This is a genomic window from Bacillus sp. T-10(2022), from assembly GCF_056502895.1.
Window position 1 is genome coordinate 2,496,156 of sequence record NZ_CP113518.1, and the last position, 23,682, is coordinate 2,519,837.

General features: G+C 40.8%; 22 protein-coding genes, 1 pseudogene and 3 riboswitches. Of the genes and pseudogenes, 16 read left to right on the forward strand and 7 right to left on the reverse strand.

The window, feature by feature from the left end; all coding sequences use genetic code 11:
- Positions 1 to 20: 20 nt before the first annotated feature.
- Positions 21 to 128, forward strand: a riboswitch (SAM riboswitch).
- A gap of 190 nt (positions 129 to 318) precedes the next feature.
- A complete protein-coding gene (locus tag OSJ91_RS12165) occupies positions 319 to 1,626 on the forward strand; it encodes a Na+/H+ antiporter NhaC family protein (RefSeq protein WP_485891692.1) in 1,308 nt (435 codons plus the stop codon).
- A 356-nt stretch (positions 1,627 to 1,982) separates the two neighbouring features.
- Here the strand turns inward: OSJ91_RS12165 and OSJ91_RS12170 are convergent, their stop codons facing one another.
- The gene (locus tag OSJ91_RS12170; RefSeq protein ID WP_485891693.1) at positions 1,983 to 2,528 is read right to left on the reverse strand and encodes a chromate transporter; all 546 of its coding nucleotides are present in this window, start codon (positions 2,526 to 2,528) and stop codon (positions 1,983 to 1,985) included.
- A 48-nt stretch (positions 2,529 to 2,576) separates the two neighbouring features.
- Complete coding sequence (locus OSJ91_RS12175; protein WP_350302401.1) at positions 2,577 to 3,203, reverse strand: chromate transporter; 627 nt, start codon at positions 3,201 to 3,203, stop codon at positions 2,577 to 2,579.
- Positions 3,204 to 3,447: 244 nt separating this feature from the next.
- Here OSJ91_RS12175 and OSJ91_RS12180 point away from each other — a divergent pair, with 244 nt between their 5' ends.
- The 10 genes and pseudogenes from OSJ91_RS12180 (at position 3,448) to OSJ91_RS12225 (ending at position 15,556) form a co-directional block, all read left to right on the forward strand.
- Complete coding sequence (locus OSJ91_RS12180; protein ID WP_485891694.1) at positions 3,448 to 4,326, forward strand: LysR family transcriptional regulator; 879 nt, start codon at positions 3,448 to 3,450, stop codon at positions 4,324 to 4,326.
- Between the two features lie 239 nt (positions 4,327 to 4,565).
- Positions 4,566 to 4,861 (forward strand): annotated as a pseudogene (locus OSJ91_RS12185) (IS1595 family transposase); the annotation flags it as partial.
- A 214-nt stretch (positions 4,862 to 5,075) separates the two neighbouring features.
- Positions 5,076 to 5,543, forward strand: a complete 468-nt coding sequence (locus OSJ91_RS12190; protein WP_350302404.1) for a DUF2975 domain-containing protein — start codon at positions 5,076 to 5,078, stop codon at positions 5,541 to 5,543.
- A 358-nt stretch (positions 5,544 to 5,901) separates the two neighbouring features.
- Positions 5,902 to 7,893 carry an alkyl/aryl-sulfatase gene (locus tag OSJ91_RS12195; protein ID WP_485891695.1) on the forward strand — a complete coding sequence of 664 codons (1,992 nt, stop codon included), beginning with the start codon at positions 5,902 to 5,904 and terminating at the stop codon, positions 7,891 to 7,893.
- Positions 7,894 to 8,157: 264 nt separating this feature from the next.
- On the forward strand, positions 8,158 to 9,396 hold the full coding sequence (locus tag OSJ91_RS12200) for an MFS transporter (RefSeq protein ID WP_413017239.1): 1,239 nt from the start codon (positions 8,158 to 8,160) through the stop codon (positions 9,394 to 9,396).
- A 118-nt stretch (positions 9,397 to 9,514) separates the two neighbouring features.
- Entirely contained in the window at positions 9,515 to 10,420 is a 906-nt protein-coding gene (locus OSJ91_RS12205) for a LysR family transcriptional regulator (protein ID WP_485891696.1), read from the forward strand.
- A gap of 168 nt (positions 10,421 to 10,588) precedes the next feature.
- Positions 10,589 to 11,761, forward strand: coding sequence for an acyl-CoA dehydrogenase family protein (locus OSJ91_RS12210; RefSeq protein WP_350302407.1), 1,173 nt, complete (start codon positions 10,589 to 10,591; stop codon positions 11,759 to 11,761).
- 26 nt (positions 11,762 to 11,787) lie between these two features.
- A complete protein-coding gene (locus OSJ91_RS12215; protein WP_350302408.1) occupies positions 11,788 to 13,362 on the forward strand; it encodes a class I adenylate-forming enzyme family protein in 1,575 nt (524 codons plus the stop codon).
- Positions 13,363 to 13,741: 379 nt separating this feature from the next.
- Entirely contained in the window at positions 13,742 to 15,169 is a 1,428-nt protein-coding gene (locus OSJ91_RS12220; RefSeq protein ID WP_413017245.1) for an alanine/glycine:cation symporter family protein, read from the forward strand.
- Positions 15,170 to 15,337: 168 nt separating this feature from the next.
- Complete coding sequence (locus OSJ91_RS12225; RefSeq protein ID WP_137018441.1) at positions 15,338 to 15,556, forward strand: YozQ family protein; 219 nt, start codon at positions 15,338 to 15,340, stop codon at positions 15,554 to 15,556.
- 103 nt (positions 15,557 to 15,659) lie between these two features.
- Here OSJ91_RS12225 and OSJ91_RS12230 read toward each other — a convergent pair whose 3' ends face one another.
- The 5 genes from OSJ91_RS12230 to OSJ91_RS12250 form a co-directional block, all read right to left on the reverse strand.
- Positions 15,660 to 16,505: an energy-coupling factor ABC transporter ATP-binding protein gene (locus OSJ91_RS12230; RefSeq protein WP_350302410.1), complete on the reverse strand. Its 846-nt coding sequence runs from the start codon at positions 16,503 to 16,505 to the stop codon at positions 15,660 to 15,662.
- Positions 16,506 to 16,522: 17 nt separating this feature from the next.
- Positions 16,523 to 17,299 carry a cobalt ECF transporter T component CbiQ gene (gene cbiQ / locus OSJ91_RS12235; protein WP_485891697.1) on the reverse strand — a complete coding sequence of 259 codons (777 nt, stop codon included), beginning with the start codon at positions 17,297 to 17,299 and terminating at the stop codon, positions 16,523 to 16,525.
- Positions 17,286 to 17,597 carry an energy-coupling factor ABC transporter substrate-binding protein gene (locus OSJ91_RS12240; protein WP_137018444.1) on the reverse strand — a complete coding sequence of 104 codons (312 nt, stop codon included), beginning with the start codon at positions 17,595 to 17,597 and terminating at the stop codon, positions 17,286 to 17,288. Before OSJ91_RS12240 ends, cbiQ begins: the two co-directional genes overlap by 14 nt.
- Position 17,598: 1 nt before the next feature.
- Positions 17,599 to 18,342, reverse strand: coding sequence for an energy-coupling factor ABC transporter permease (locus OSJ91_RS12245; protein WP_350302412.1), 744 nt, complete (start codon positions 18,340 to 18,342; stop codon positions 17,599 to 17,601).
- Between the two features lie 33 nt (positions 18,343 to 18,375).
- Positions 18,376 to 18,534, reverse strand: a complete 159-nt coding sequence (locus tag OSJ91_RS12250) for a hypothetical protein (protein ID WP_350302413.1) — start codon at positions 18,532 to 18,534, stop codon at positions 18,376 to 18,378.
- Positions 18,518 to 18,707, reverse strand: a riboswitch (cobalamin riboswitch). It overlaps the preceding gene by 17 nt.
- A gap of 203 nt (positions 18,708 to 18,910) precedes the next feature.
- Positions 18,911 to 19,100, forward strand: a riboswitch (cobalamin riboswitch).
- Positions 19,101 to 19,252: 152 nt separating this feature from the next.
- Between OSJ91_RS12250 and OSJ91_RS12255 the strand changes: the two genes are divergently transcribed.
- The 5 genes from OSJ91_RS12255 to OSJ91_RS12275 are packed head-to-tail and all read left to right on the forward strand — an operon-like array spanning position 19,253 to position 23,681.
- The gene (locus OSJ91_RS12255) at positions 19,253 to 19,621 is read left to right on the forward strand and encodes a (2Fe-2S) ferredoxin domain-containing protein (protein ID WP_350302414.1); all 369 of its coding nucleotides are present in this window, start codon (positions 19,253 to 19,255) and stop codon (positions 19,619 to 19,621) included.
- A gap of 14 nt (positions 19,622 to 19,635) precedes the next feature.
- Complete coding sequence (cobJ, locus tag OSJ91_RS12260) at positions 19,636 to 21,273, forward strand: precorrin-3B C(17)-methyltransferase (RefSeq protein WP_350302415.1); 1,638 nt, start codon at positions 19,636 to 19,638, stop codon at positions 21,271 to 21,273.
- 18 nt (positions 21,274 to 21,291) lie between these two features.
- Positions 21,292 to 22,254, forward strand: a complete 963-nt coding sequence (locus OSJ91_RS12265; RefSeq protein ID WP_350302416.1) for a sirohydrochlorin chelatase — start codon at positions 21,292 to 21,294, stop codon at positions 22,252 to 22,254.
- Positions 22,251 to 23,021 (forward strand): precorrin-6A reductase, encoded by a 771-nt coding sequence (cobK, locus tag OSJ91_RS12270; protein ID WP_350302417.1) that lies wholly within the window; start codon positions 22,251 to 22,253, stop codon positions 23,019 to 23,021. Before OSJ91_RS12265 ends, cobK begins: the two co-directional genes overlap by 4 nt.
- Before the next feature lie 12 nt (positions 23,022 to 23,033).
- On the forward strand, positions 23,034 to 23,681 hold the full coding sequence (locus tag OSJ91_RS12275; protein ID WP_034312499.1) for a precorrin-8X methylmutase: 648 nt from the start codon (positions 23,034 to 23,036) through the stop codon (positions 23,679 to 23,681).
- Position 23,682: the final 1 nt, after the last annotated feature.

Below are 23,682 nucleotides of genomic sequence, written 5' to 3' on the forward strand. Positions count from 1 at the left end.
ATAAATTATATAATGTAATCTTCTTATCAAGAGAGACGGAGGGACTGGCCCGAAGATGTCTCGGCAGCGGACTTAAATGGAGTGCTGTGCCAAATCCAGCAGGCTGATTTTCGCCTGAAAGATAAGGAGGGTGTTTTTTATAAATTAAAAGACCTCTTCTTGTTGTTAAATAGAAGGGGTCTTTTTTATGCCAGTTTTTTTGCTATAGCTCCATGACTGGATAATCAGGTAGGTTCAAATTGGAGTTATTTGCGAAAACTGTTAATAGAATAAGAGCTGTGACAAATGTCGCGGGAAAAATAAAAAGAGGTGTACATCATGAGTGCAAACAATAAAGGAAATCCATGGGCATTGATCCCGTTTGTCGTATTTTTAATTTTATTTATAGGGTCCGGAATCATCACTAAAGATTTTTATTCATTTCCGGTGATTGTAGCGATTTCAATTGCATCGGCAGCTGCATTGGCGATGAATCGGAAAGAGACATTCAATGAAAAGGTTGATATCTTCTGTAAAGGTGCCGGGGACGCCAATATTATGTTAATGGTTATCATTTTCCTTTTAGCTGGCGCTTTTGCCGAAGTTGCCAATGGCATGGGGGCAGTTGAATCAACAGTGAATCTTGCCTTAGCTGTTTTTCCGCAAAATCTATTAATGGTAGGGATTTTCATCATCGCTTGTTTTATTTCTTTATCAATGGGGACAAGCATGGGAACGATTGTTGCACTGGCACCTATCGGGGTTGGGATTAGTGAGCAAACTGATATTTCGCTTGCCCTATCAATGGCGGCCGTTATTGGTGGTGCGATGTTTGGGGATAACCTTTCCTTCATTTCAGATACGACAATCGCTGCAGTTCGAACTCAAGGAACGAAAATGAAGGATAAGTTTAAAGTGAATTTTTTCATCGTTTTACCTGCTGCCATCATCACATGTGTCATCCTAGGAATTTTAACGATGGGCGAACAAGCCGACATCTCCCAACAGTCTTATGATTGGGTGAAGATTCTTCCATATCTTTGCGTATTGATCACTGCATTGGCAGGAGTCAATGTGTTCTTGGTCCTTTCCATCGGAATCGTATTTGCCGGAATTATCGGCTTGGCTGATGGAAGTTATCAACCGTTGGGTGTCATTCAAAAAGTTGGAGAAGGAATGGCGGGAATGTATGAAATCTCCTTCCTTGCCATTTTAATTGCAGGTATGGTAGCTGTAATCAAACATAATGGCGGCATCGATTATCTACTCCACCTAGTGACCCGAAATAGCAAATCAAAAAAAGGGGCGGAATTCAGCATTGCCGGGCTTGTTGGTTTGACAAACCTTTCAACGGCAAATAACACGATTTCGATTATCATTGCCGGGCCACTTGCCAAAAATATCGCTGAAAAGTATGGGATTGATCCGCGTAAATCAGCGAGCTTGCTTGACATATTTGCATGTTGTATCCAAGGGTTGATACCATATGGAGCACAACTGCTGGTTGCAGCAGGGGTAGCAAAGATTTCACCAATAAGCATCTTGCAGTATTCATATTACCCAATACTAATTGGACTTTGTGGCGTCATTGCCATCCTGATTGGTTTTCCACGGTTTCAGCCGGGAAATGATGGATCGAAGAACTAAAAGTTAAAACAAAGTTGATTGGAGCGGGTGTGCGAGACTCCTGCGGGAAAAGCGAGTCCAGGGGGAGATCCCGCAGGCGCCGAGGAGGCTCCCGGACCGCCCGCGGAAAGCGAGTGCCTGGAGGGGAAATCAACGTTCAAATTGTACAAACCCCTAAAAAAAACTGTAGACAAACTAGATTTTCATCGAGTTTGTCTACAGTCTGAACACCCTGAATCATTGGATACAGGGTGTTTTCTGTATGGTAAATACATAAACATAATCAAGTTTTCTCGCACTTTTATAGTATCAATCATTCTTCAATTTATCTGCTTAATTCCGGTCCATATTAATAATCGTTGTGTAGGCGACATTTGTCATGAATAGAGGACGACTCCAACTAAACCAGAAAGAATAATTACATAGGCTGGGTGCCAACGTAATTTCATTAAGGCAAATAACGATAATCCAAAAACGAGTAATAAGCTTATCGTATGCCATGAAAAGTTCAGCGCTATCATATGATTGGAAAGTGCAAAGCTGATCGCTGCAAAGAGGATTAAACTAGTGACAATGGGTCTTAGTCCATAGAACATGGATTGAATAACTGGATAATGATTCAATTTGCTGAAGAAGGTGGCTATAACGGTTACGAATATAATAGCAGGAAGCAAGATTCCGAAAGCAGATGATATGGCTCCTGCGTATCCAGCAGTCGAATAGCCAACGAGAATGGCACTATTGGCAGTGACAGGTCCTGGGGACATCCCGGAAATGGCGATGATATCAGTAAATTGCTGCGTCGTCATCCATCCATGCTGTGAGACTTCCGATTCTATTACGGGAATCATGGCGTATCCGCCTCCAAACGATACAAAGCCGATAATAAAGAAGGTGCTAAACAACTCCCACAATTCCATCATTCTATCACACACTTTCTTGAAAATTAGTTAGACCCTTTTTTGATATACTTATATGCCAGCACCCATGAAAGGTTCGAAAACATCTTCTTCATTTCCTTTATTTCTGTCCATCTTAACATCGTAACCTAATTTTCTCTTAATGGAGATGGTCACAATACCAGCTACAGCTCCTGCTAATATAACCATCACAGGGTGCAGAAAGAAAAGGACTGGAATTCCTACTATTAAAATACAGAAAGTTGTTTTATCTACAATAGCCGTTTTTCCAATCTTGATAGCCGCATAGGCGATGATGGCTACTATGGAAGCTCTGATCGATACGAATGCGGATTCTATCTTCGGGTTATCATGAATGAAAAAATACAAAATGCCCAGGAGCAGAACAATTAAAAAGGTAGGTAATGAAACACCGATCATGGCTGCCATTGCCCCCTTCATTCCGGCAATCCGATGGCCGATAAAGGTGGCGGAGTTGATGGCGACAGCTCCCGGTACGGACTGAGATAATGCAAAAACATCCGTAACTTCTTCGCTTTTCATCCATTTTCTCTTTTCGACCACTTCTTTTTCGATTAAAGGGATCATCGCAAACCCGCCTCCGAATGTGACAGGTGCTATTTTAAAAAAGGTCCAAAATAATTGGAATATAATTTTCCATTGTCCTTTCATTGACATCAGTCACTTCCTTTGCATGCTTTGTTTAATTCTTATCATTAACATATCAAAGAAAAAGGGCTGGGTAAATTGCAACAAAATCATCGGGTATAACAAAACGTTATACCCAGAAGATTTATCCGTTTTATAAAGAATGCCGCCAATAATTAATAGCCTTGGAATGTATCACACTATTTTCATTTCACCATTTACCTAATGATGCTATCATTTTAATAAACTATCTAAAAACATGGAGGTCGTTTTCTTGAAATTGGAAAATCTGAAAATGTTTTGTTTAGTGGTGGATGAAGGAAGTATAAGCCAGGCAGCGAGGTTAAGTTTCCTATCACAGCCCGCTGTAACACGGCAGATCCATCAACTGGAAAATTATTATAACACTTTGTTATTCGACCGTGAGGAAGGAAGGCTGAGAGTTACAGAAGCAGGAAAGCTGTTATACCCCTTTGCAAAAGCCATAGTAAATGACTTCAACCATTCAAAAGAAGTGATTCAGCAATCGACGGGGAAGTACAATGCAAATCTCATAGTAGGGGCTTCCTTGACTATCGGTGAGTATTTGTTGCCGAGCTTGCTTGGGAGATTCAAAAAACAACAGCCAGAAATAAAAGTGATATTGACGATAAAAAATACCCCCCGGGTTCTGGAGGATCTTTCAAACGATGTCATTGATTTGGCCTTGGTGGAAGGACTTGTGGAAAACACCGATTTCATTGTAGACAAGTTCGCCGAAGACGAATTGATATTGGTATGTCCATCCGACCACCCATGGAAAGACAGAAAAGAAATTCAGCTAGAGGAATTGGGAAATGAAAGGATGATTTGGCGTGAATCCATTTCCGGAACACGGCTTATCGTAGAAAACATGTTAAGGGAGCATGGGGTTTTAGAAAAAATAGAAAGCTACATGGAGATTGGCAGTACACAAGCGATAAAAAGTGCGGTTGAAGCTGGACTTGGAATCAGCATTTTGCCAAGGTTGACAGTGGCTAGAGAATTGGAGCAAGGCTTTTTGCAGGAAGTGGATATATACAGAATAGATATGGCAAGAAATTTATGGCTAGTCAGGAAAAACAAGCGTTTTAATAAAATAGGGGTGTCTAAATTTGTTGATTTTCTTCGATAAGGAATGAAAGCTACCTTCGTTTACCATTACAATTTGGCAGCGTTTTCAGTTTTGTGGTTAATGGCGTGGCCCCGGCAGCAAGCAAAAGTCATGGTAAATTGAATATACCGCATTGATTATAAAAGCTCTTCCCAACCGGGAGGGGCATTTTGTATTTGGTTGTTCAGCCTTCGGTTAGACAAACAAAGGGATTAATGGGCATAATAAAAGATATAATGATGGTTCGGAGATGATATAGCGTGGAGTTAAAGGAAATAAAGAAGCTCGCCAATGCATTAAATGAAAGCGGTAAACAGCAAATTGTATATTTCTTGCAGTCTCGAACGAAACCGATGTCGGCTCCTATTCGTGCAATTGATGAAATCCAGGTACAAAAGCATTAAGCTAGTCTTGTCTGCCCACTGTGCGATTTGGTAAATACGTTATCAAAACATGTGCTGGAGATGTGAAACAGCAGCGTTACAGCTGTAAAGCCTGCCATCAAACCTTCAATGACCTCACAAACACGCCTCTTCAACGCACCAGAAGACCACATAAATCTAAACGGGCAGTTTTGTTGAACAAGTTGTAAATTTAACATTTTAAAGTAAGAGCATTTCTTTGTAATGAGAAGTGCTTTTTATTTTTGTCAAAATTAAAGAGATATTTCAATAACAATAATAATATAAATAAAAACAATATAAATTTACTGTAATACAATAAATAATATGCTAAAATCATGTTGTCATTAAATAAGTGAGGTGTTTTAAATGAATGTTAAACGAGGTTCAACGACTTTCTTAAAGGTAATTATTTTTCTGGCTGGAATTGCAGTGCTTGCTTTGTGTATCTGGTTGCCTGAGATAGCCGTTAGAGATGCAAGGGTACATCCAGATACGGCTTACTTCCTAATCCCCTTTTTAGTATGTGCATACGGATTATGTATTGCGTTTTCTGTTGCGTTGTATCAAGCATATAAACTATTAACCTACATCGAAAAGAACAATGCTTTCTCTGAATTATCCCTTAAATCTTTGAAGATTATAAAGAAATGTACTTTTACAGTCATTTTCCTCATTTTGTTAGGAATAGTAAGCTTAAGGGTGCTTGCTAAAGTTACAGGTAGTGATGATGCAGCGGGTCCTACATCATTATGTCTAATGGGTATTTTAGCAACAAGTATCATCGCAGCCATTGTGGACGCACTTCAAAAGCCATTAAAAAATGCCCAGATATAATGTCAAAAAATGAATGATTAACGGATATGTAAGACTTTGGATTGTCAGCCAGGTGATTTTTGGAGTACAAAAGCGACGAAGACACTCAATAAAAACAAACACAACTAATTTATTTAACTACGGGGACGATAGTTCAATGAACCGCCTTTTCACCAAGGCGGTTTTCTTATGTTCTAATATCAACATTAGAATTTAACATAGCCTTTATATAAATAAAATTGAAGTTACCATTAGAAATAGGAAATATACTTAAAGGCAAATTAATTATAAAATAAATTCATATTATTCAAAAAAATCTAAAAAATATGCTTCAACATTCGTAAAATAGAAATGATATCTACTTAGAAAGGGGTATGAAATGTCCAAAGCATCTATTATTAAAGGAATTGTATCCGTTCCCATTGTTTTTGTTTTACTGGCAGGGTCTTCTGTTACAAAGGCTGCGTCAGATGAGCCGATGCCGGCGACAGATGCAACAATTTCAGCAAATAAGGCTTTTTATGAACAGTTGAATTTTAAAGATAAGGAAGATTTCAAGAATGCACATAAAGGATTCATTGCGCCTTTGAATATGAGTCCAATTAAAAATTCAAAAGGTGACGTGATATGGGATAGTAATCGATATTCATTCATCAAAGAAGATCAGCCGGCAAGCTTTAATGTTAACCCAAGCTTGTGGAGACAGGCTCAATTGCAAAATATAGCAGGCTTATTTAAAGTGGTGGATGGCGTTTATCAAGTTCGGGGCCAGGATTTATCAGTGCTTACCATTGTGGAAGGAAAAACAGGATTAATAGTTTTGGATACACTTTCTACTATTGAAACGGCCAAAGCAGCCATGGAGCTTTATTTTGAACATCGGCCCAAAAACCCAGTAAGTGCAATTGTTATTAGTCACAGTCATGCGGATCACTTCGGTGGTATGAAAGGCATTGCTCAATATGCTGAAAATCCAGCTAAAGTGCCGATTATTGTCCCTGCAGGTTTTAACGATGAAGCGCTAAGTGAAAACATTCTTTTAGGCAATATAATGTCTCGCCGTGCAGGTTATATGTTTGGAAATCTCTTACCCGCAAATGAAAGGGGATTTGTTACTTCTGGTATCGGACCTGGATTAAGTAACGGAACTTTTAGCTATTTACCTCCAACAATGGAAGTGAAGGATGATATTGAAACGGTGGAAATAGACGGAATAACATTTAAATTTTTATTGACGCCGGATTCGGAAGCTCCATCTGAAATGCATTATTATATCAATGATTACAAAACTTTAGTGGTAGCCGAAAACACCGGACACACGTTACATAATATTTATACATTAAGGGGAGCTAAAACCAGGGATACTTTAAAATGGGTGAAAGCACTTGATGAAACAGTTGATCTGTTTGGAAACGAAGATATAGATGCTATGGTTACGGCCCATACATGGCCCATATGGGGAAGGGACAATGTTCTGGAGCAGTTGGAAAGTCAGCGTGATCTGTACAAATATATTCATGACCAAACCATACGATTAGCTAATTTAGGTCTTACACCGGATGAAATCGCGGAAGAGTTAAAGCTTCCTGAAAAGTTGGATAAAGTCTGGGCCAATCGGGGGTATTACGGAACATTGAAACACAACGTAAAAGCGGTGTACAACTTTTATTTAGGATATTTCAACGGTAATCCATCCGACTTGGATCCATTACCACAAGAGGAATCGGGCGCTAAATATGTACAATATATGGGTGGGGAAAAGAAGGTCATTAAACAGGCAAAACTTGATTATAAAAAAGGGGAATATCGCTGGGTGGCTCAAGTCTTAAAGCATGTCGTCATGGCCAACCCGAAAAATACAGAAGCAAAAAATTTATTGGCTAAAGCTTATGAGCAATTAGGATACACAGCTGAATCTTCTGTGTGGCGTAATTTCTATCTTACCGGCGCAGATGAGTTAAGGAATGGTGTGGCAGACTCGAAGGGAAGTGGCGGAATGATGAATCTCGATACGCTGCTCAATATGCCAATGGATGATTTCCTGAAATACTTGTCCATTAAATTAAACGGAATAAAAGCGGAAAATAAAAATATGTCATTCCATTTGACATTTACAGATTCGAAAACCAATTACACGATATATCTGAATAATTCTGTATTGAACTTCAAAAAAGGGAAAATGGCGTCCAACCCTGATACAACATTAACATTAGATAGAATAACTTTCTATCAGATTGCTCTGGGACGTGAAGGTTTATCCAAAATGGAAGCAGCCGGTAAAGTTTCCATTTCTGGTGATAAAAAACAGTTTGAAAATTTCCTGACTTTGCTGGATCAATTCCAACCAAAGGTTAATATCGTTACTCCGTGATAATCAACCACTTCATATTCTGAAACCAGGATGAATCGGTTACCCACGAGTCTACTTAGTAGTCTCGTGGGTTTGAATGTATTAATTAATCCTGTAGGCATCCTGTTTCGTTTTTAATTTTCTTTAAAACGCTCCTAATAGTTACAGAACAAAAGTCAATAACCGTAAAAAGAAAATTTCAAGTTTTGTAATTCGAAAGGAATTGTAAGCGCTTCCTATGTGGCTGAGCTTTTGTGAGAATATAAAAAAATGGAGTGATGGGGAATGCAGTTATATGCAAGTAAGAAACGAAAAATAATGATTAGCGGCCTTTTATTTGTTGGAATGATTTTAAGTTTTTTTGATCGCGTTGCCATAAATGTCGGGATTATTCCTATTGCAGATGAGTTTCATCTCACTACGTCCCAGACAGGTATTTTAATTAGTATATTTTTTGTTAGCTACTCACTCATGCAACCGCTTGGTGGATGGATGACCGATAAGTATGGCGCCAGAGTCATGGTTACTGTTTCTTTGTTTAGCTGGTCCTTGTTCACTGTAATGACTGGGTTTGCTTGGTCATTTATGTCTTTATTATTCATCCGTTTTCTGTTCGGGTTGGGTGAAGGGCCTTTCTATCCTGCCAGTATGTCCACTATAAGAGATAACTTCCCGGAAGAAGAACGGGGCCGGGCAAATTCGTTTTTCCTGTCTGCCCAAAATATTGGCGGGATATTAGGTACTGCACTTGCCGCTTCCATGGTGGTGGCATTCGGTTGGCGGGGCATGTTTACCATTGCCGGAATTCTAGGGATATTAGCTTCTTTCGGAATTTGGTTCATTCTTAAGCCTCAAGGAAATCAAGAGGTTAAAAAAGACAAACCGAAACAAAAAAAGGTTGCTCTGAAACTGTTATTTAAAATCGAAAATATTTGGAAACTCATAACATTCAAGTTTATATCAAATATTATCAACTATGGTCTGATCACTTGGATGCCTATATATTTGGTTAAAGAAAAAGGGGTGGATTTAATAGCCGCAGGAGGTTTATTGGCAATCCCTTATATTTTTGGTTTCTTGATGTTTAATGTAAGCGGGTGGCTTCTGGATAAGCATATGGCTAACCGGGAGAAGTATCTTGCCGCTGCAGGCGCTTTATTATCGGCAATTTTTCTCTTTTTAATGTCTAACGCCACGTCTATAGCTCTTATCATCACTTATCTCACTCTCAACTCCGTAGCACTGTCTTTCTTTGGAACGGTTCTTTATACGATCATCATCAAATACTCACCAAAGGAGCTAACGGGCTCTGCCTCCGGACTAGTAACTTTTGCCGGTCAAATTGCAGGTGCGGTTTCTCCTTTAGCCCTCGGTTTGATTATCAGTTTGTTTAATGACTCCTATAATGCCGCTTTCCTGTTTTTGGTGATAATAGCGTTATTGGGAACGATTGTTGCCGTATCTATTAAAAATAATCAGGCACAACCCGCTAAAGAATACGAAAAAACAACTACAATTATATAAAACTGGCATTCTGCTTTTGAGGAGACAGTTTGAAGTGTCCTGAATCCACTTCTCTAAAATTGAAAGGGCTTTCTGTTCGAGGTATGATATTAGTAATAGGCTAGAAGGAGAATGAGTCATGAATATTGAACAATTGGAATATATCATCAAGGTAGCCGAGGTTAACTCGATTTCCATGGCTTCAGAAAGCCTCCATATCTCCCAATCTGGAATCAGTATGGCCATTACGAGTTTGGAGAAGGAATTAGGTATAAAAATCTTCAAGCGGTCAAGGTTAGGAACCATACCTACAGAAGACGGAAAGGAAATCATCCAGAAAGCTCTTGAAGTATTAAGCAAATTGGAAGAAATAAGAGACAGTGCCCAAATACATTCAGATACGATGGAAAAAGAGTTACGCCTATCATCAACACAAGGTTTATTTCTAACGGTTTTGCCTAAATCCTTGGCCTTATTTAAGAAGAAGTATCCCGAGGTGAAAATTGTCATTGAAGAAAAAGGGGGACAAGAGATAACCGAAGAAGTACTGAATGGTAAGATAGACATCGGGCTATTGAATATCCCAAAGGTTAAACCAAAAGAAATTGAGTTGGAATTCCAACCTTTGATGGAAGCTAAAGTGATTGTGATGGTCAGTAAAAACTCCCCTTTAGTGAACCGTAAAAGCATAACCCCAAAAGAGCTAATGGACCAAAATTTGGTCATTTACAATGGACCAAGAATGAAGTCGTTCATTAAAGGTTTTTTTGATCATTACGGTGAGATGAATATTTTGTTTTTCACAAATAATACAGAGATCATCAAAAAAACCGTCGCTGAGGGATTAGCGATTGCCTTTTCTTATGATGTTGGAGTTAACAGCGACCCCTATTTCCTAGGCGGGGAACTTGTGGCCATTCCATTGGTGGAGCTGAAAAATAATACAATGGAATTCGGTTACGTTCGCTCTAAGAAGCAGTATTTTTCAAAAGCTGCAAGGGAGTTTATTAAATGTCTCGATTTCTATACTACTCTTAAATATTAGTTTCCTATAATGATAGGGAACTAATATTTTTTTATTTACATCAATATTTTTTATATTTATATCATATATCCTTATTTTACTTAAATATTATTTACATTTAAAATTAATATTATAACATTTTAAATATTTAAAAAGTTCAAAGGAAATAAAAATCGAAAGGGGAAACTTATGGTAACGACCCAGGAAGAGAAATTAGAGGTACTTCAAACAAAGTTGCAGGATTTCATCCAAAATGAATTGCTTCCATATGAACAGGAGCATGGATTGAACGCTGAAGAGGATATCCCGATGGAATCCATAAAATGGGCAAGGAAACGATCCAGGGAATTAGGATTTTACGGAATTAATCTCCCTGAAACATATGGTGGACAGGATGTTAGTTTAAAAGGCTTATGCATGTTCAAGGAAGAATTGGCCCGTTCCGGAGCGGTTTTATGGGGGCAGGTTATCGGCGAGATTGGCGGGCCGCTAAGAATTGGTCAGATGTTGGAAAGTTTTACACCGGAGCAAATAGAAAAATATGTGATGCCCGTTGTGACGGGAGAAGCGAGCTGCTGCTTTGCCCTTACAGAACCCAATGCCGGTTCGGATGCCTTTGCTATCGAAACAACAGCCGTTAAAGACGGAAATGATTATATATTAAACGGAAAAAAACATTTTATCAGTGCTGCCCCCTACGCTGATTTTGCCATTGTCATAGCGAAAGAATCCCGGAATGGAGAAAAAGAAAGAATCACTGCTTTCCTAGTTGATAAAAAAACACCCCAACATCCGGGGTTTGAACTAGGAGACATTCAAGTTCCGCTATCAGGTGAACGCATACATGCTGAATTGAATTTCAATCAATGTCGAGTGCCTGCCGCCAATATAATCGGAGAACCAGGAAAAGGGTTGCTGCTCGGATTGAAAAGAATAAACACAAATCGCGCTTCTCATGCCGCCGGCTTTGTCGGTATGGCTCAACACCTTCTCGATCTATCTATTGAACATGCCAAAACGCGAGTCCAACATGGCCGGCCCATCGGTGACTTCCAGGCAATTCAGCATATGCTCGCAGATATGGCGACGGAAATCTATGCCGCAAAGTGCATGGTCTATGATGTGGTTGAAAAAATTGATCAAGGAAAAGAGGATCGAGCCGGCACGTCCATGGCTAAGCTGTTTGCTTCAGAAGTAAATTGCCGTGTGGCTGACAAGGCTGTCCAAATCTTTGGCTCCAAAGGCTTGGTAAAAGGGCATCCAGTAGAAAAAATGTACAGGAGTGCTCGGATGTATCGGATTCTGAGCGGAACCTCAGAAATTCAAAAAAATACAATTGCTAAAGCATTATTAAAGGGGTAAATCCTTTTTCGAGGGAGGAAATATACATGCTGCATAAGTTGACATTTCAGTCACTGTTGAATAAAGGAATAAAACGATTCGGCGAACTGCCGGCTATTACCTTGTTGCCAGCCGGAGAAACGATAACCTACGACGAGTTATGGAAGAAAACAGAACTTATCACTTCTTATCTACTTCGTTTAGGTGCAGGAAGGGGTGTCCGCATAGCGACCATCATTCCAAACAGTTTGGAAAGTGTGATGTTTGGTTTGGCCATCCAGCAATGCGGAGCCACCTTGGTCCCATTAAGTGAAAAACTGGGGAAACGAGAAATACAATTCATTTTAAAGGAAGCAAAACCAGAAGTGGTCATAATAGCTACACAGACACACTTTGACACCTTCTTTGAGTATTTGGAAGAAATGAAGAAGGAAGATGTCCATGTCATTGGGCTCCCAGGCTTTCATATTAATTATCCGGAGGAGTTTGAATCGTTTCAATGGCCTGGCGAAATTAATAATCTAGACTTGCCATTAGCTGAAGAAGATGACATTGCACTTCTGTCATATACAGGCGGGACAACGGGTACACCCAAAGGCGTCATGCATTCCCAGAAAGGACTCGGCGCCGCCATACTTTCTGCAGCTATCGAAGACCCGCTGGACGACCGTGACCGGGTATTGCTAAGTACGCCCATTGTGCATTCAGCGGGTTCATTACTTTGGAGATCCCTTGTTTCGGGCGTCCATGTCTATGTGATGGGCTCATTCGACGCTGCAGCATTCATACAGGCGATAAGGGAACATAAAATCACGACGACATTCATGGTACCGACCATGTTATACAGGCTCCTTGATCAGACAAAGAAGATGGAATATGATATGAGCTCCATGCGCAATATCTTCTACGGCGCGTCACCAATTTCTCAAAAGCGCCTTAAAGAAGCTTTTGAAGTATTCGGGCCTATCATGCGCCAGCAATACGGCATGACAGAATGCAATATTGTCATTACCAGACTATCGAAGAGCGCTCATGTATGGGCTTATCATAACAATTCGGAAATTTTGAAAAGCTGTGGGAAACCGTGCATTCTTACAGAAGTTCGACTGATTGATGAAGATGGAAATGATGTAAAACCAACCGAGCTTGGAGAAATTATCGTAAAATCACCAGCAATGATGGTAGGCTATTATCAAAGACCGGATCTTACCCAAGAATACATCCGTGATGGCTGGTTCTACACTGGGGATATTGGTAAATGGGATGAAAGCGGTTACCTTTATATTGTGGATAGGAAGAAAGATATGATCATTACGGGCGGGATGAACGTATATTCTTCAGAAGTGGAGCGAGTGGTGAACCAGCACCCTTCCGTTGCATTAAGCGCTTGCATAGGCGTTCCTCATCCAGATTGGGGAGAAGTAGTGTGTGTCGTGGTATCACCGCGAGATGGTTCGAACTGTACTAGTGAGGAATTAATTGATTTCTGCAAACAAAGAACCTCTAAGTATATGGTTCCTAAAGTAGCCTATTTTCTTGATAAGTTCCCATTAACGCCGATTGGAAAAATAGATAAGAAAGAATTAAGAAAGATGTTTGCACAAGGTATTCTAACCATCTAGCAACATTAAGGCCTATAGCAAATATAAGATAGAGCAGAGGAATGCAAAAAAGGCCTCGCACGTTAACCTGGGATCAGGACGTGTGAGGCCTTTTTGTACTATATCCAAGGTGTATTTGGAATATGAATGTAATTAACGTTGCAGTGAATGTTACATGAATAAAGATAAACACTATAAAGGAAATGATACTGAAATATCAATTCATGAATGAAAAAAATAGAGGGTTAGGATATAATATATTATTGTATTGGAGGTTCATTCTGGACTTTCCTTTTTTTATGGGCTTCACTTGTTTATGTCCTCAATGTATGGGGAAATAAATTATAGTTGTATATGTTTTTATAATAATAATTAGAGTTAAGTAGAGGGGTTTGTTTTAATGGAATTCATAGGAAAATTTATTAGTGAGACAAATGATGTGTTATGGTCTTCCATATTGATCATCATGTTGGTTGGATTGGGTCTCTATTTTAGCATCCGCACGAAGTTTGTCCAATTCAGAATGGTAGGGGAAATGTTCAGGCTTTTGGGAGAAGGTGCCACTGCGGATAAAAAAGGTGTAACATCCTTTCAGGCATTTTGCATAAGCACGGCATCGCGGGTAGGAACGGGTAACCTTGCAGGTGTTGCCATCGCGATCACGACAGGCGGACCTGGAGCAGTTTTCTGGATGTGGTTAATAGCACTGATCGGATCTGCTTCCGCATTCATTGAAAGTACACTTGCTCAAATCTATAAGGTCAAGGATGGGGATGCATTCCGCGGCGGTCCTGCGTATTATATGGAAAAAGCATTGAATGCCCGTTGGATGGGGATCACTTTCGCTGTGTTGATTTCGCTTACATTTGGACTAGCTTTCAACTCGGTACAAGCCAATACGATTACGAGCGCATTCAATGAATCGTTTGGGATTGAAAAGTGGGTTACGGCAATCATCTTGGCTATGGTCACGGCTGTCATCATTTTTGGCGGGATCAAAATGGTTGCAAAGGTCTCTGAAGTCATCGTCCCGATCATGGCAGGAGCCTATGTGATAGTGGCATTGATTATCATCATAATGAACATTACCGAGTTACCTGGTGTCTTTGCTTTGATCTTTCAAAGTGCATTTGATGGAATAAAAGAAGTGGCTGGCGGAGTACTGGGAGCTGCCATGATGCAGGGAATCAAGCGCGGCCTATTTTCAAATGAAGCCGGGATGGGTAGTGCTCCAAATGCCGGTGCGACGGCTGATGTCAGTCATCCCGTCAAGCAAGGTCTCATTCAGTCTCTAGGTGTTTTTGTCGACACGCTCATCATTTGCAGTTCGACAGCCTTCATCATTTTGTTTTCAGGTCTTTATACATCGAAGGAAACGGATGGTATCGTCCTTACCCAAAATGCCCTCGGTACGGCATTGGGATCTTGGGCGGGTATTTTCCTTGCCATTATCGTACTGTTATTCGCCTTTAGTTCGATTGTTGGCAACTATTATTATGGAGAGTCGAACATCGGCTTCATCAATGAAAATAAGGTTTGGCTGAATGTCTATCGTATCGCAGTCGTAGGAATGGTGATATTCGGTTCGCTTGCATCACTGGATTTTGTTTGGGGACTGGCTGACTTGCTGATGGCCCTTATGGCCATTATCAACCTGATCGCCATAGCTTTACTTGGAAAGATCGCTTTTGCTGCACTGGCGGATTATCAAAAGCAAAAGAAAAGTGGGAAAAATCCAGTCTTCCATGTGAACAATATTAAAGGTTTGAAGAATGTGGAATGCTGGGGTGACCCATCCGATAATGTGGATGTGAAGAAGGAGGCCTAAGTTCTCATTAAGCTTACAAGTAAGTCCTTGAAAGGGGATTGTACTTGTAAGCTTTTTTTTGTCTTTTCCTGCCTTTTTTCATCATTATTGAATATTGCTACGTTTTTTACACAAAATACCTTTGTCTTTAATACCGCAATGATAATTTAAAAACTAGGAGTGAAAATAATGGATAGCAAGCAATCAAAAAATGAATCTTCAGAAGTTGCCGGAAGAATATATGATGTCAGCGATTATAAACGGGAAGATCCATTATCCTCTGGACTGGCCAGAACTCACGAACAAGTCTCCGATACTTATGCGGAAGGCGAAATAAAGGCAGTCATTGATGATGTAAACGGAAGAGATATTGAGATTGCAAAAGAAAGATCTAAAGAAGAAAGGTAATAAAATTTGTTTTTTTATGAACAAGAATTATCGCCTGCTATTTTGTTGATAAATCGGTTAGTTCCCCTAGCTTCTGATGAAACAAGAGCTAGGGGAAACATAATTAATAAATTCTTTCTGTCTCCAACTTTTGAAGCAATTCTTTCTTCGTTCTTGGGAAAAAGTCCCTTTCAGAAGGGTTCCTTGATTGAAGAAGGGCCTGAAACATTTCAAAAACCCACGGTTTCTCCAGATGTGCCTGCAGCAAAACGTCTTCATCATGGAAAACGGAAATAGGGTCCCCTTGGTATATGACCTTACCATCGTTCATGACAACGACTTCATCAGCCCATTGATAAGCTAAATTAACATCATGAGTTGATAGGATAATCGTTTTGTCAGGGTGATGGATACTGTCCAGCAGAGCCATGATCTGTCTTGAGAAATAAGGATCCAATCCAGCGGTAGGCTCGTCCAAGAGCCAGACATCGGGTTCCATGGCGAGTATCCCCGCAATGGCGACACGTTTTTTTTGCCCAAGGCTCAAAAAATGGGTAGGTCTGTCTTTCAGTTCCGTTACTTCCGTTTGGGCCATTGCCCAATTTACTTTCTCCTGGACCTTAATTCTATTCAATCCTAAATTCATCGGTCCAAACGATATATCCTGTTGTACATTAGCGGAAAAGAGCTGCGAGTCGGGATCTTGAAAAACGATCCCGACTTGCTTTCGTAATGATAATAATGATTTACGGTCATATTTCATTTTCTTGCCCTTAAATCTGATTGTTCCTGCTGTAGGTTGTAAAAGACCATTTAAATGGAGGAATAAAGTCGATTTGCCGGCACCATTATTGCCTAATAATGCAATCTTTTTACCATGTTGAATCGTTAGCGACAGATCGTTTAAAGCGAACGTTCCATCTGCGAATTGATGGGTGAGGCCTTCTATATGAAAAATATGCTCGTCCATTGTTGGTTGCCTCCAATTTACAAATATCCATTAATAAAGATTAAGCTTCCTAATATTGCAATCGCGATCAGCCAATTGCGTGAGGAATAGGCGTAAGTATCCTCGATATAGGAAAGATTCTCCTGATAGCCTCTTGCGTTCATGGCCATCGTCAATTGCCCAGAGCGCTGCAATACTCCTAAAAATAAAGACGAGATTAGTAATCCGAGTGAACGTATGCCTTTCCTTAATGAAACATACCCCAACCGTGAAGCTTGTGCTAGGTGAATGGCCAAAGCTGTATCTAAAAAAATAAAGATGAAGCGATAGGTCAATTCTATTAAATCGATCAATAAGGAAGGCACTTTAAATTTTCGCAGCACGGATAGGATGACGGTAATGGGTGTAGTTAAGGTAAGGAAATATAAACAGCTGATGCTGCCCAATACGACAGTGATCAAATTGGCCACTGTACCGACGCTGTCATCGCTTATGAATATTTGCCAGTTCCCGACCTTCCAGGACCACCATATATTCGATATCGATGTAAATTTACTTGTGAAAGAAAAAAGGATGGTAATTGTTCCAGATAGTATAAAAAATCCTGGCAATAGAAGTAATTTAAGATAATAGGAAAGCGGGATTTTTGCCGCAAAAATGATTAAAGCGCTCATCACCGTAAAAGTGATGAGCGAAACGGCCATATCCCTTACCGTTAACGAAAACAGCAAAAGGGAAAGTGCAAAAACCATCTTTTCCAACGGATGTACATCCTTTAGCCCATTGAAATAGGCATATTTATCAATGAGTAACATGCTTCGATTTTTCTGCCAATTCTTGTTTGGTTTGCTTATTCCTTTGTCTCATCACGCCAATGAAGTATCCAATGAAACCGGCTCCGATTGCAGCTTGAAGCGCAAATAATAAGCTTTCGGTTTCTGCACCTGGCGGCTCCCAAATACTGTTGAACCATGGCTTGTATTCCGGATGGATCTTAGTGATGGCTTCCTCAGCTTCGCCGTCGGCACCGCCAAATTCCGTTCCTTGTTGGGTGATTAACGGTATGGTTGCAAGAATGACAACCAGGAAAAGCAGCAGTAGACTTTTTTTCATATTAACGGGCCTCCTTGGATAAAACTCGCAGCAATTTCAATTCACCTAGATTGTATTTTTTCAAGAAATTCATCACGACGACTGTCAATAACCCCTCACTGATTGCCAAGGGAATTTGGGTCAGGGCAAAAATCCCTGCAAATTTACTGAAAGAGGCCATGAATCCTCCTACCTCGGATGGAAACGCAAGAGCAAGTTGAACGGAAGTAACCACATAGGTTCCTAAATCTCCAAAAGCAGCTGCCAAGAAAACGGCAAGTGAAAAAGACCACCCCAATTTAGTTGCACCCTTGAAGACAAAGTAAGCAATGAACGGTCCGCAAACGGCCATGGAAAATGCATTGGCTCCTAATGTCGTCAATCCTCCGTGAGCCAGTAATACAGCTTGAAATAACAGAACGATGGAGCCAACGACACTCATGGCCAATGGTCCGAATAATATGGAACCCAAACCAACTCCGGTAGGGTGCGAAGAACTTCCGGTAACGGAAGGGATTTTTAAGGCCGATAAAATAAATACAAATGCGCCCGATAGGCCAAGTATCATTTTTGTTTCTGGGTTTTCCCTTACTTTGGACCTAATGGACCGGTAACCCAAGATTAAAAATGGAAGCGTCAAGGCCCACCAGAATATAGCCCATTCTATGGGTAAAAAGCCCTCCATGATATGCATGGCCAATGCCCGTTTTGGAACAAAAAGCAGTAAAATGACAAAATAAATAATTTTCCAATTGGTTCTTTTCATTCTTTCTCCTTTCAACACTTTTAATTTTTCTGATCAATCTTGAGAAGAAAAGCGGCGCCCAAAATAAAAAGCACTTCTCTCAAAGGAAAGAAGTGCGTAATGAACAGGAATTGTGCAGCATGAACCAACCATGGGCCATTCTGCCTGATCCGCACGCCCATCCTCGTAGGCTGAAACAGTTTCACGCTTCATGGCAGGTCTCCTGGCTTTGGTTCATCATCCCATTACATCCTTCCCATCTCATTTGACAGTGGATTAAAGTAATGGAACTTCCCTTTACAGTGGCGGGACCGCTCCGGATTTTCACCGGCTTCCCTTTTAAGCTGAATTCCGAGAAATTCAACACCATGAAACTTATGTAATTATTTTGAAAATTCTCGTATAGTTTACCATAAAGAAATTATTCCAGCTACACTATCTTTTTTTTTTCGGGACGAAGTTTGTTGCGAGGAAAGGATTGTAACTGGTTTTACACTATTAAACTTTTCTAAACAGTCGGAATAAACTATTGAATTTTGATAAAGTTGTTATATGATAGATTAAGTTAGTTAGAAATGTATAATAAAACCAAATATTTCATTTTAAAAGTGCCCTTGTGTGAATAAGCAAGGGATAATAGGGAAATCGGTGAAAATCCGATGCAGCCCCCGCTACTGTAAACGCTGATGAAATTGTCGATAGCCACTGGCCTGATGCCGGGAAGGGACAAAGTAAAATGAAGCGTAAGCCAGGAAACCTGCTTTTAAAATTGCATGATACTTTTCGGAGGGAAAGGTAGAAGGACTATGACGATTTTGGGAGGATTTGGCATGCTTGCCTTAGGCTCCTCATTCATATAGTTTTTTTAAAACCTTGACTCTAATGTTAAGGTTTTTTATTTTGCCTTTTCCCTGAACTCAGGAGGAAGAAGATGACTACTTGGAATTTGACGGGTACAAATACGCATCTGTTGATTTGTAATGGGAGCAGCTGCATGAAAAAGGGCGGGGAAGAAGTAACCCAAGCGATTCGCGATGAAATTGCTTTAAAAGGACTGGATCTGAAAATCCATACAACCAGGACACGCTGTAACGGAAGATGTAAGGATGCCTGCGTTGTGATTGCCTATCCCCAAGGAAACTGGTATCGAGTGGAAACGCCTGATTTCGGTCGGCAGATCGTCAGTAATATCGATGAGGGTGAGTTTGTTCCACAGATGATCTATAAATTCAATGATGGCGAAATGACCCCTAATCCAGATTTTCCTGCTCATACGGGTATTTCAAAGAACAAAGCGTAAAAGGAGATGTCTTAATGAGTACAAACGGTAAATTATTCGTCGTGGGCTTTGGGCCCGGGAATTTTGAACACATTACCAAACGTGCCGTCGAAGCCCTTCAAGAAAGTGACTACATCATTGGTTATAAAACTTATGTTGAACTCATTCAGGGACTGCTTACAAATCAAACGATCATTAGTACGGGGATGACTGAAGAGGTATCACGTGCACAGGAAGCAGTGAAACAAGCGGAGCTGGGAAAGAAAGTGGCGGTGATTTCCAGTGGGGATGCCGGAGTTTACGGGATGGCAGGGTTGGTTTATGAAGTATTGATTGAAAAAGGCTGGAAAGAAGAAACTGGAGTGGGCATTGAAGTCATTCCTGGCATTTCTGCAATCAACTCATGTGCGTCTTTACTTGGGGCACCAGTCATGCACGATTCGTGTACGATCAGCCTCAGTGATCATTTAACTCCTTGGGAACTGATCGCTAAAAGGGTTGAAGCAGCTGCAATGGCAGACTTTGTCATTGCACTTTATAATCCGCGAAGCGGCAGGCGGACCCGGCAAATTGTTGAAACTCAGAAAATTCTCCTTCGCTACCGCTCGCCGGATACACCTGTCGGGTTGGTGAAAAGTGCTTATCGCGATAGGCAGGATGTTGTTATAACCAATTTGCAGGATATGTTGAATCACGATATTGGAATGTTGACCACCGTCATTATCGGTAATTCATCCACCTTTTTATATGATGACAAAATCATCACACCAAGAGGCTATCAGAGAAAATATACTTTGAATTCGGAAAAGCAAACATTGAAGCCGCATCAGCGACTGCAAAAAGAAGCGGAACCGTGGGCATTAGATCAAGAAGCCTTAACCGAGTCCGCTGGAGGAGTTGGATTACTTACAAAAGCACCAGAAAAGAAGCCAGCTTCCTTTGAAATGGCAATGGAGGCCCTGTCAAGAGTCAAGGGTCAAACCGTTAAGCAATCCATTCAGCCGATTGTTCAGCAAAAAATGGAGTCGGTATTCGAACTTGCGGTTAGTCCAGGTGTGGCGAATAAACAATTCACTCCCAAACAAATGATGACACTTGCGGAAGTTGTCGGGGAAAAGGGAACGATGGAATACACGCCAAATCATAAAATCGTCTTAAAGATTCCGACAACGGAGCCGGAAGTCATTACGGGGAAATTGCAATCAGCAAACTTTCTTTTGTCGCCGATTGGAGATGTACTGACATTAAAAGCCTGTGATTTCTGTGATGGTGAAAAAGCGGAATCCATTCCTTATGCGGATGAAATACACCGGGTGCTTGGCGGAATGAAAATGCCCAAGGAACTGAACATCGGTTTTAATGGGTGTGGGATGGCTTGTTATAGTGCTGTGATGGATGATATCGGGATTGTCTTCCGAAAAGGGAAGTTCGACTTATTTCTTGGAGCTAAACCAGTTGGAAGAACAGCCCATCCGGGTCAGCCGGTTGCGGAAGGCATTGAACCGGAACAGCTTGTTGAACTGATCACCGACATTGTCGGGGAGTATAAGCAAAATGCCCATCCAAATGAGCGGCTTTTTAAATACTTCAAACGTTCGAAAAAGATACAGAATTTTTCTTATCAAGACATCGCTCCCAAAATAAACATAGAGCCTGCGCCTTGTGAAGACTAATCAAGAGGGGGAAAGAAAATGAAAGCAGTTTTGTTCGTAGGACACGGAAGCCGGTTGGCTTCGGGAAATGAAGAAGTCCGTCATTTTATTGAAAATATGATTCCGGCAATGAACGAGCGTTTCCTAGTGGAAACGTGCTTCTTGGAATTTGCGGCACCGAATATATCCAAAGGAATTGATAATTGTGTAAAACGAGGGGCTACTGAAGTTATCGTCATACCGATCATTTTGTTGCATGCAGGACATTCGAAATTACATATCCCAGCTGAAATAGAGGATGGGAAAACTAAGTATCCAGAAGTGAAATTCACATATGGCCAAACGATCGGGGTCCACCATGATGTATTGACGATCCTGACAGACCGTCTTGAGGAAGCGGGATTCGATACGGCCTCTGAACATTCTGAGACAGCGATATTGCTAATAGGCCGAGGTGGCAGTGATGCTGATGCAAATAGTGATATCTATAAAATTTCACGATTATTATGGGAAAAATTAAACGTTAAATGGGTCGAAACAGCCTTCATGGGTGTAACGGACCCGCACGTTGATGAAGGTATTGAACGATGCATCCGATTAGGGGCAAAAAAAATAGTGATGCTGCCATATTTCCTCTTCACTGGGGTGTTGATGGAAAGAATGGAGGATATGCTGAAAGGCTATCAAGAGCAATATCATGATCGAGAATTCATTTTGGCAAAGTATTTTGGATATCATCCAACATTACAGAACATTCTGCAAGAACGAGTAATTGAAGCCAGTGAAGGCAGGTCAAGCGGGGCGCGTGATTTGGAAAACTATCGTAAACATGTCGAGGAACATGGACATGCTCACCATCATCACCATCACGACCACGATCACGATCACGACCACGATCACGACCATCATCACGATCACGATCACGACCATCATCACGACCACGATCACGACCATGATCATCACCACGATCATGATGGGCAAGTGGTGGGGACATCAAAATGATTTTGTTCTTGGCGGGTACAAGTGATGCAAGGGAATTAGCGATTGAGATGCAGCAGGTGGGGTTCAAGGTTTTGGCAACTGTTGTAACCGAATCGGCGGCTAAGAGTTTGCAAGATTCTGGGATATCCACCCGGATTGGCCGATTATCTGCAGAAGATATGACATCTTTAATCTCTGCAAAAGGTTTTCAGGCTGTAGTCGATGCAAGTCACCCATTTGCCGAAGAAGCATCGAAAAACGCCCTTAACGGAGCAAAGGCAGCAAATGTTCCTTATATTCGTTATGAGCGTGAAAGTCAACGGTTTCAGAATGATAAATTGATAGTTGTCCGTGATTATGAGGAAGCTGCCAAGCTTGCCGCTGCAAAAAGGGGAGTCATCATGCTCACGACCGGAAGTAAAACACTATCCGTGTTCGCAAAAGAATTGGTAGGGCTCGAGAATACCAGAGTCATAGCGAGAATGCTGCCACGCATGGACAATATGGAAAAATGTGCACAGCTGGGCATCGAACAAAAAAATATCGTTGCGATTCAAGGGCCGTTTTCCAAAGAATTAAATAAAGCTCTATATGAACAATATGGGGTCACATTGATGATAACGAAAGAAAGCGGCAAGGTCGGTGCGGTTGATGAGAAATTGGAAGCCGCGTTGGAATGTGGAATTGAGACGATCATGATATCTCGACCGGATGTTGACTATCAGAATGTTCATTCCAGTTTTGAACATGTCATTGCCGAGTTGAATAATCAGTTAAATGAAAAATAGGAGGAATGCAAGATGGATTTTAAAACGGATTTTAAACCACTAACGGTAGACCCTGACAAAATATATGATTATAGTTTTTCAATCATTGCTGAAGAAATGGGCAATCATGATTTTTCTGAAGATGAATGGAAGATCGTCCGCCGGGTCATTCATGCTTCAGCGGATTTTGAATTGGGAAGAAGTGTAATAATCCATCCAAATGCCATTCAAGCTGGCGTGGAAGCCATTCGCAAAGGCAGACATGTCATTGCGGATGTTCAAATGATCGAGAGCGGTACAGGCAAAAAACGATTTCAAAAACATGGCGGGGACGTTCATTGCTATATTTCGGATCCGGATGTGATGGTCGAGGCAAAACGTTTGAATACGACAAGGGCGATCATTTCGATGCAAAAAGCAGTAAAGGAAAATGAAGGGGGCATTTATGCGATTGGCAATGCACCTACCGCTTTACTAGAGCTCATTCGTCTTATTAAAGAAGGGATTGCAAAACCGGACTTAATCATTGGAATGCCTGTTGGATTTGTTTCTGCAGCAGAATCGAAAGAGGAACTGGCTAAGATCACAGAAGTGCCATTCATTACGAATATTGGCCGAAAAGGTGGAAGTACTGTCACTGTTGCAGCATTGAACGCGATTTCCCTTTTAGCTGATAGTTAAA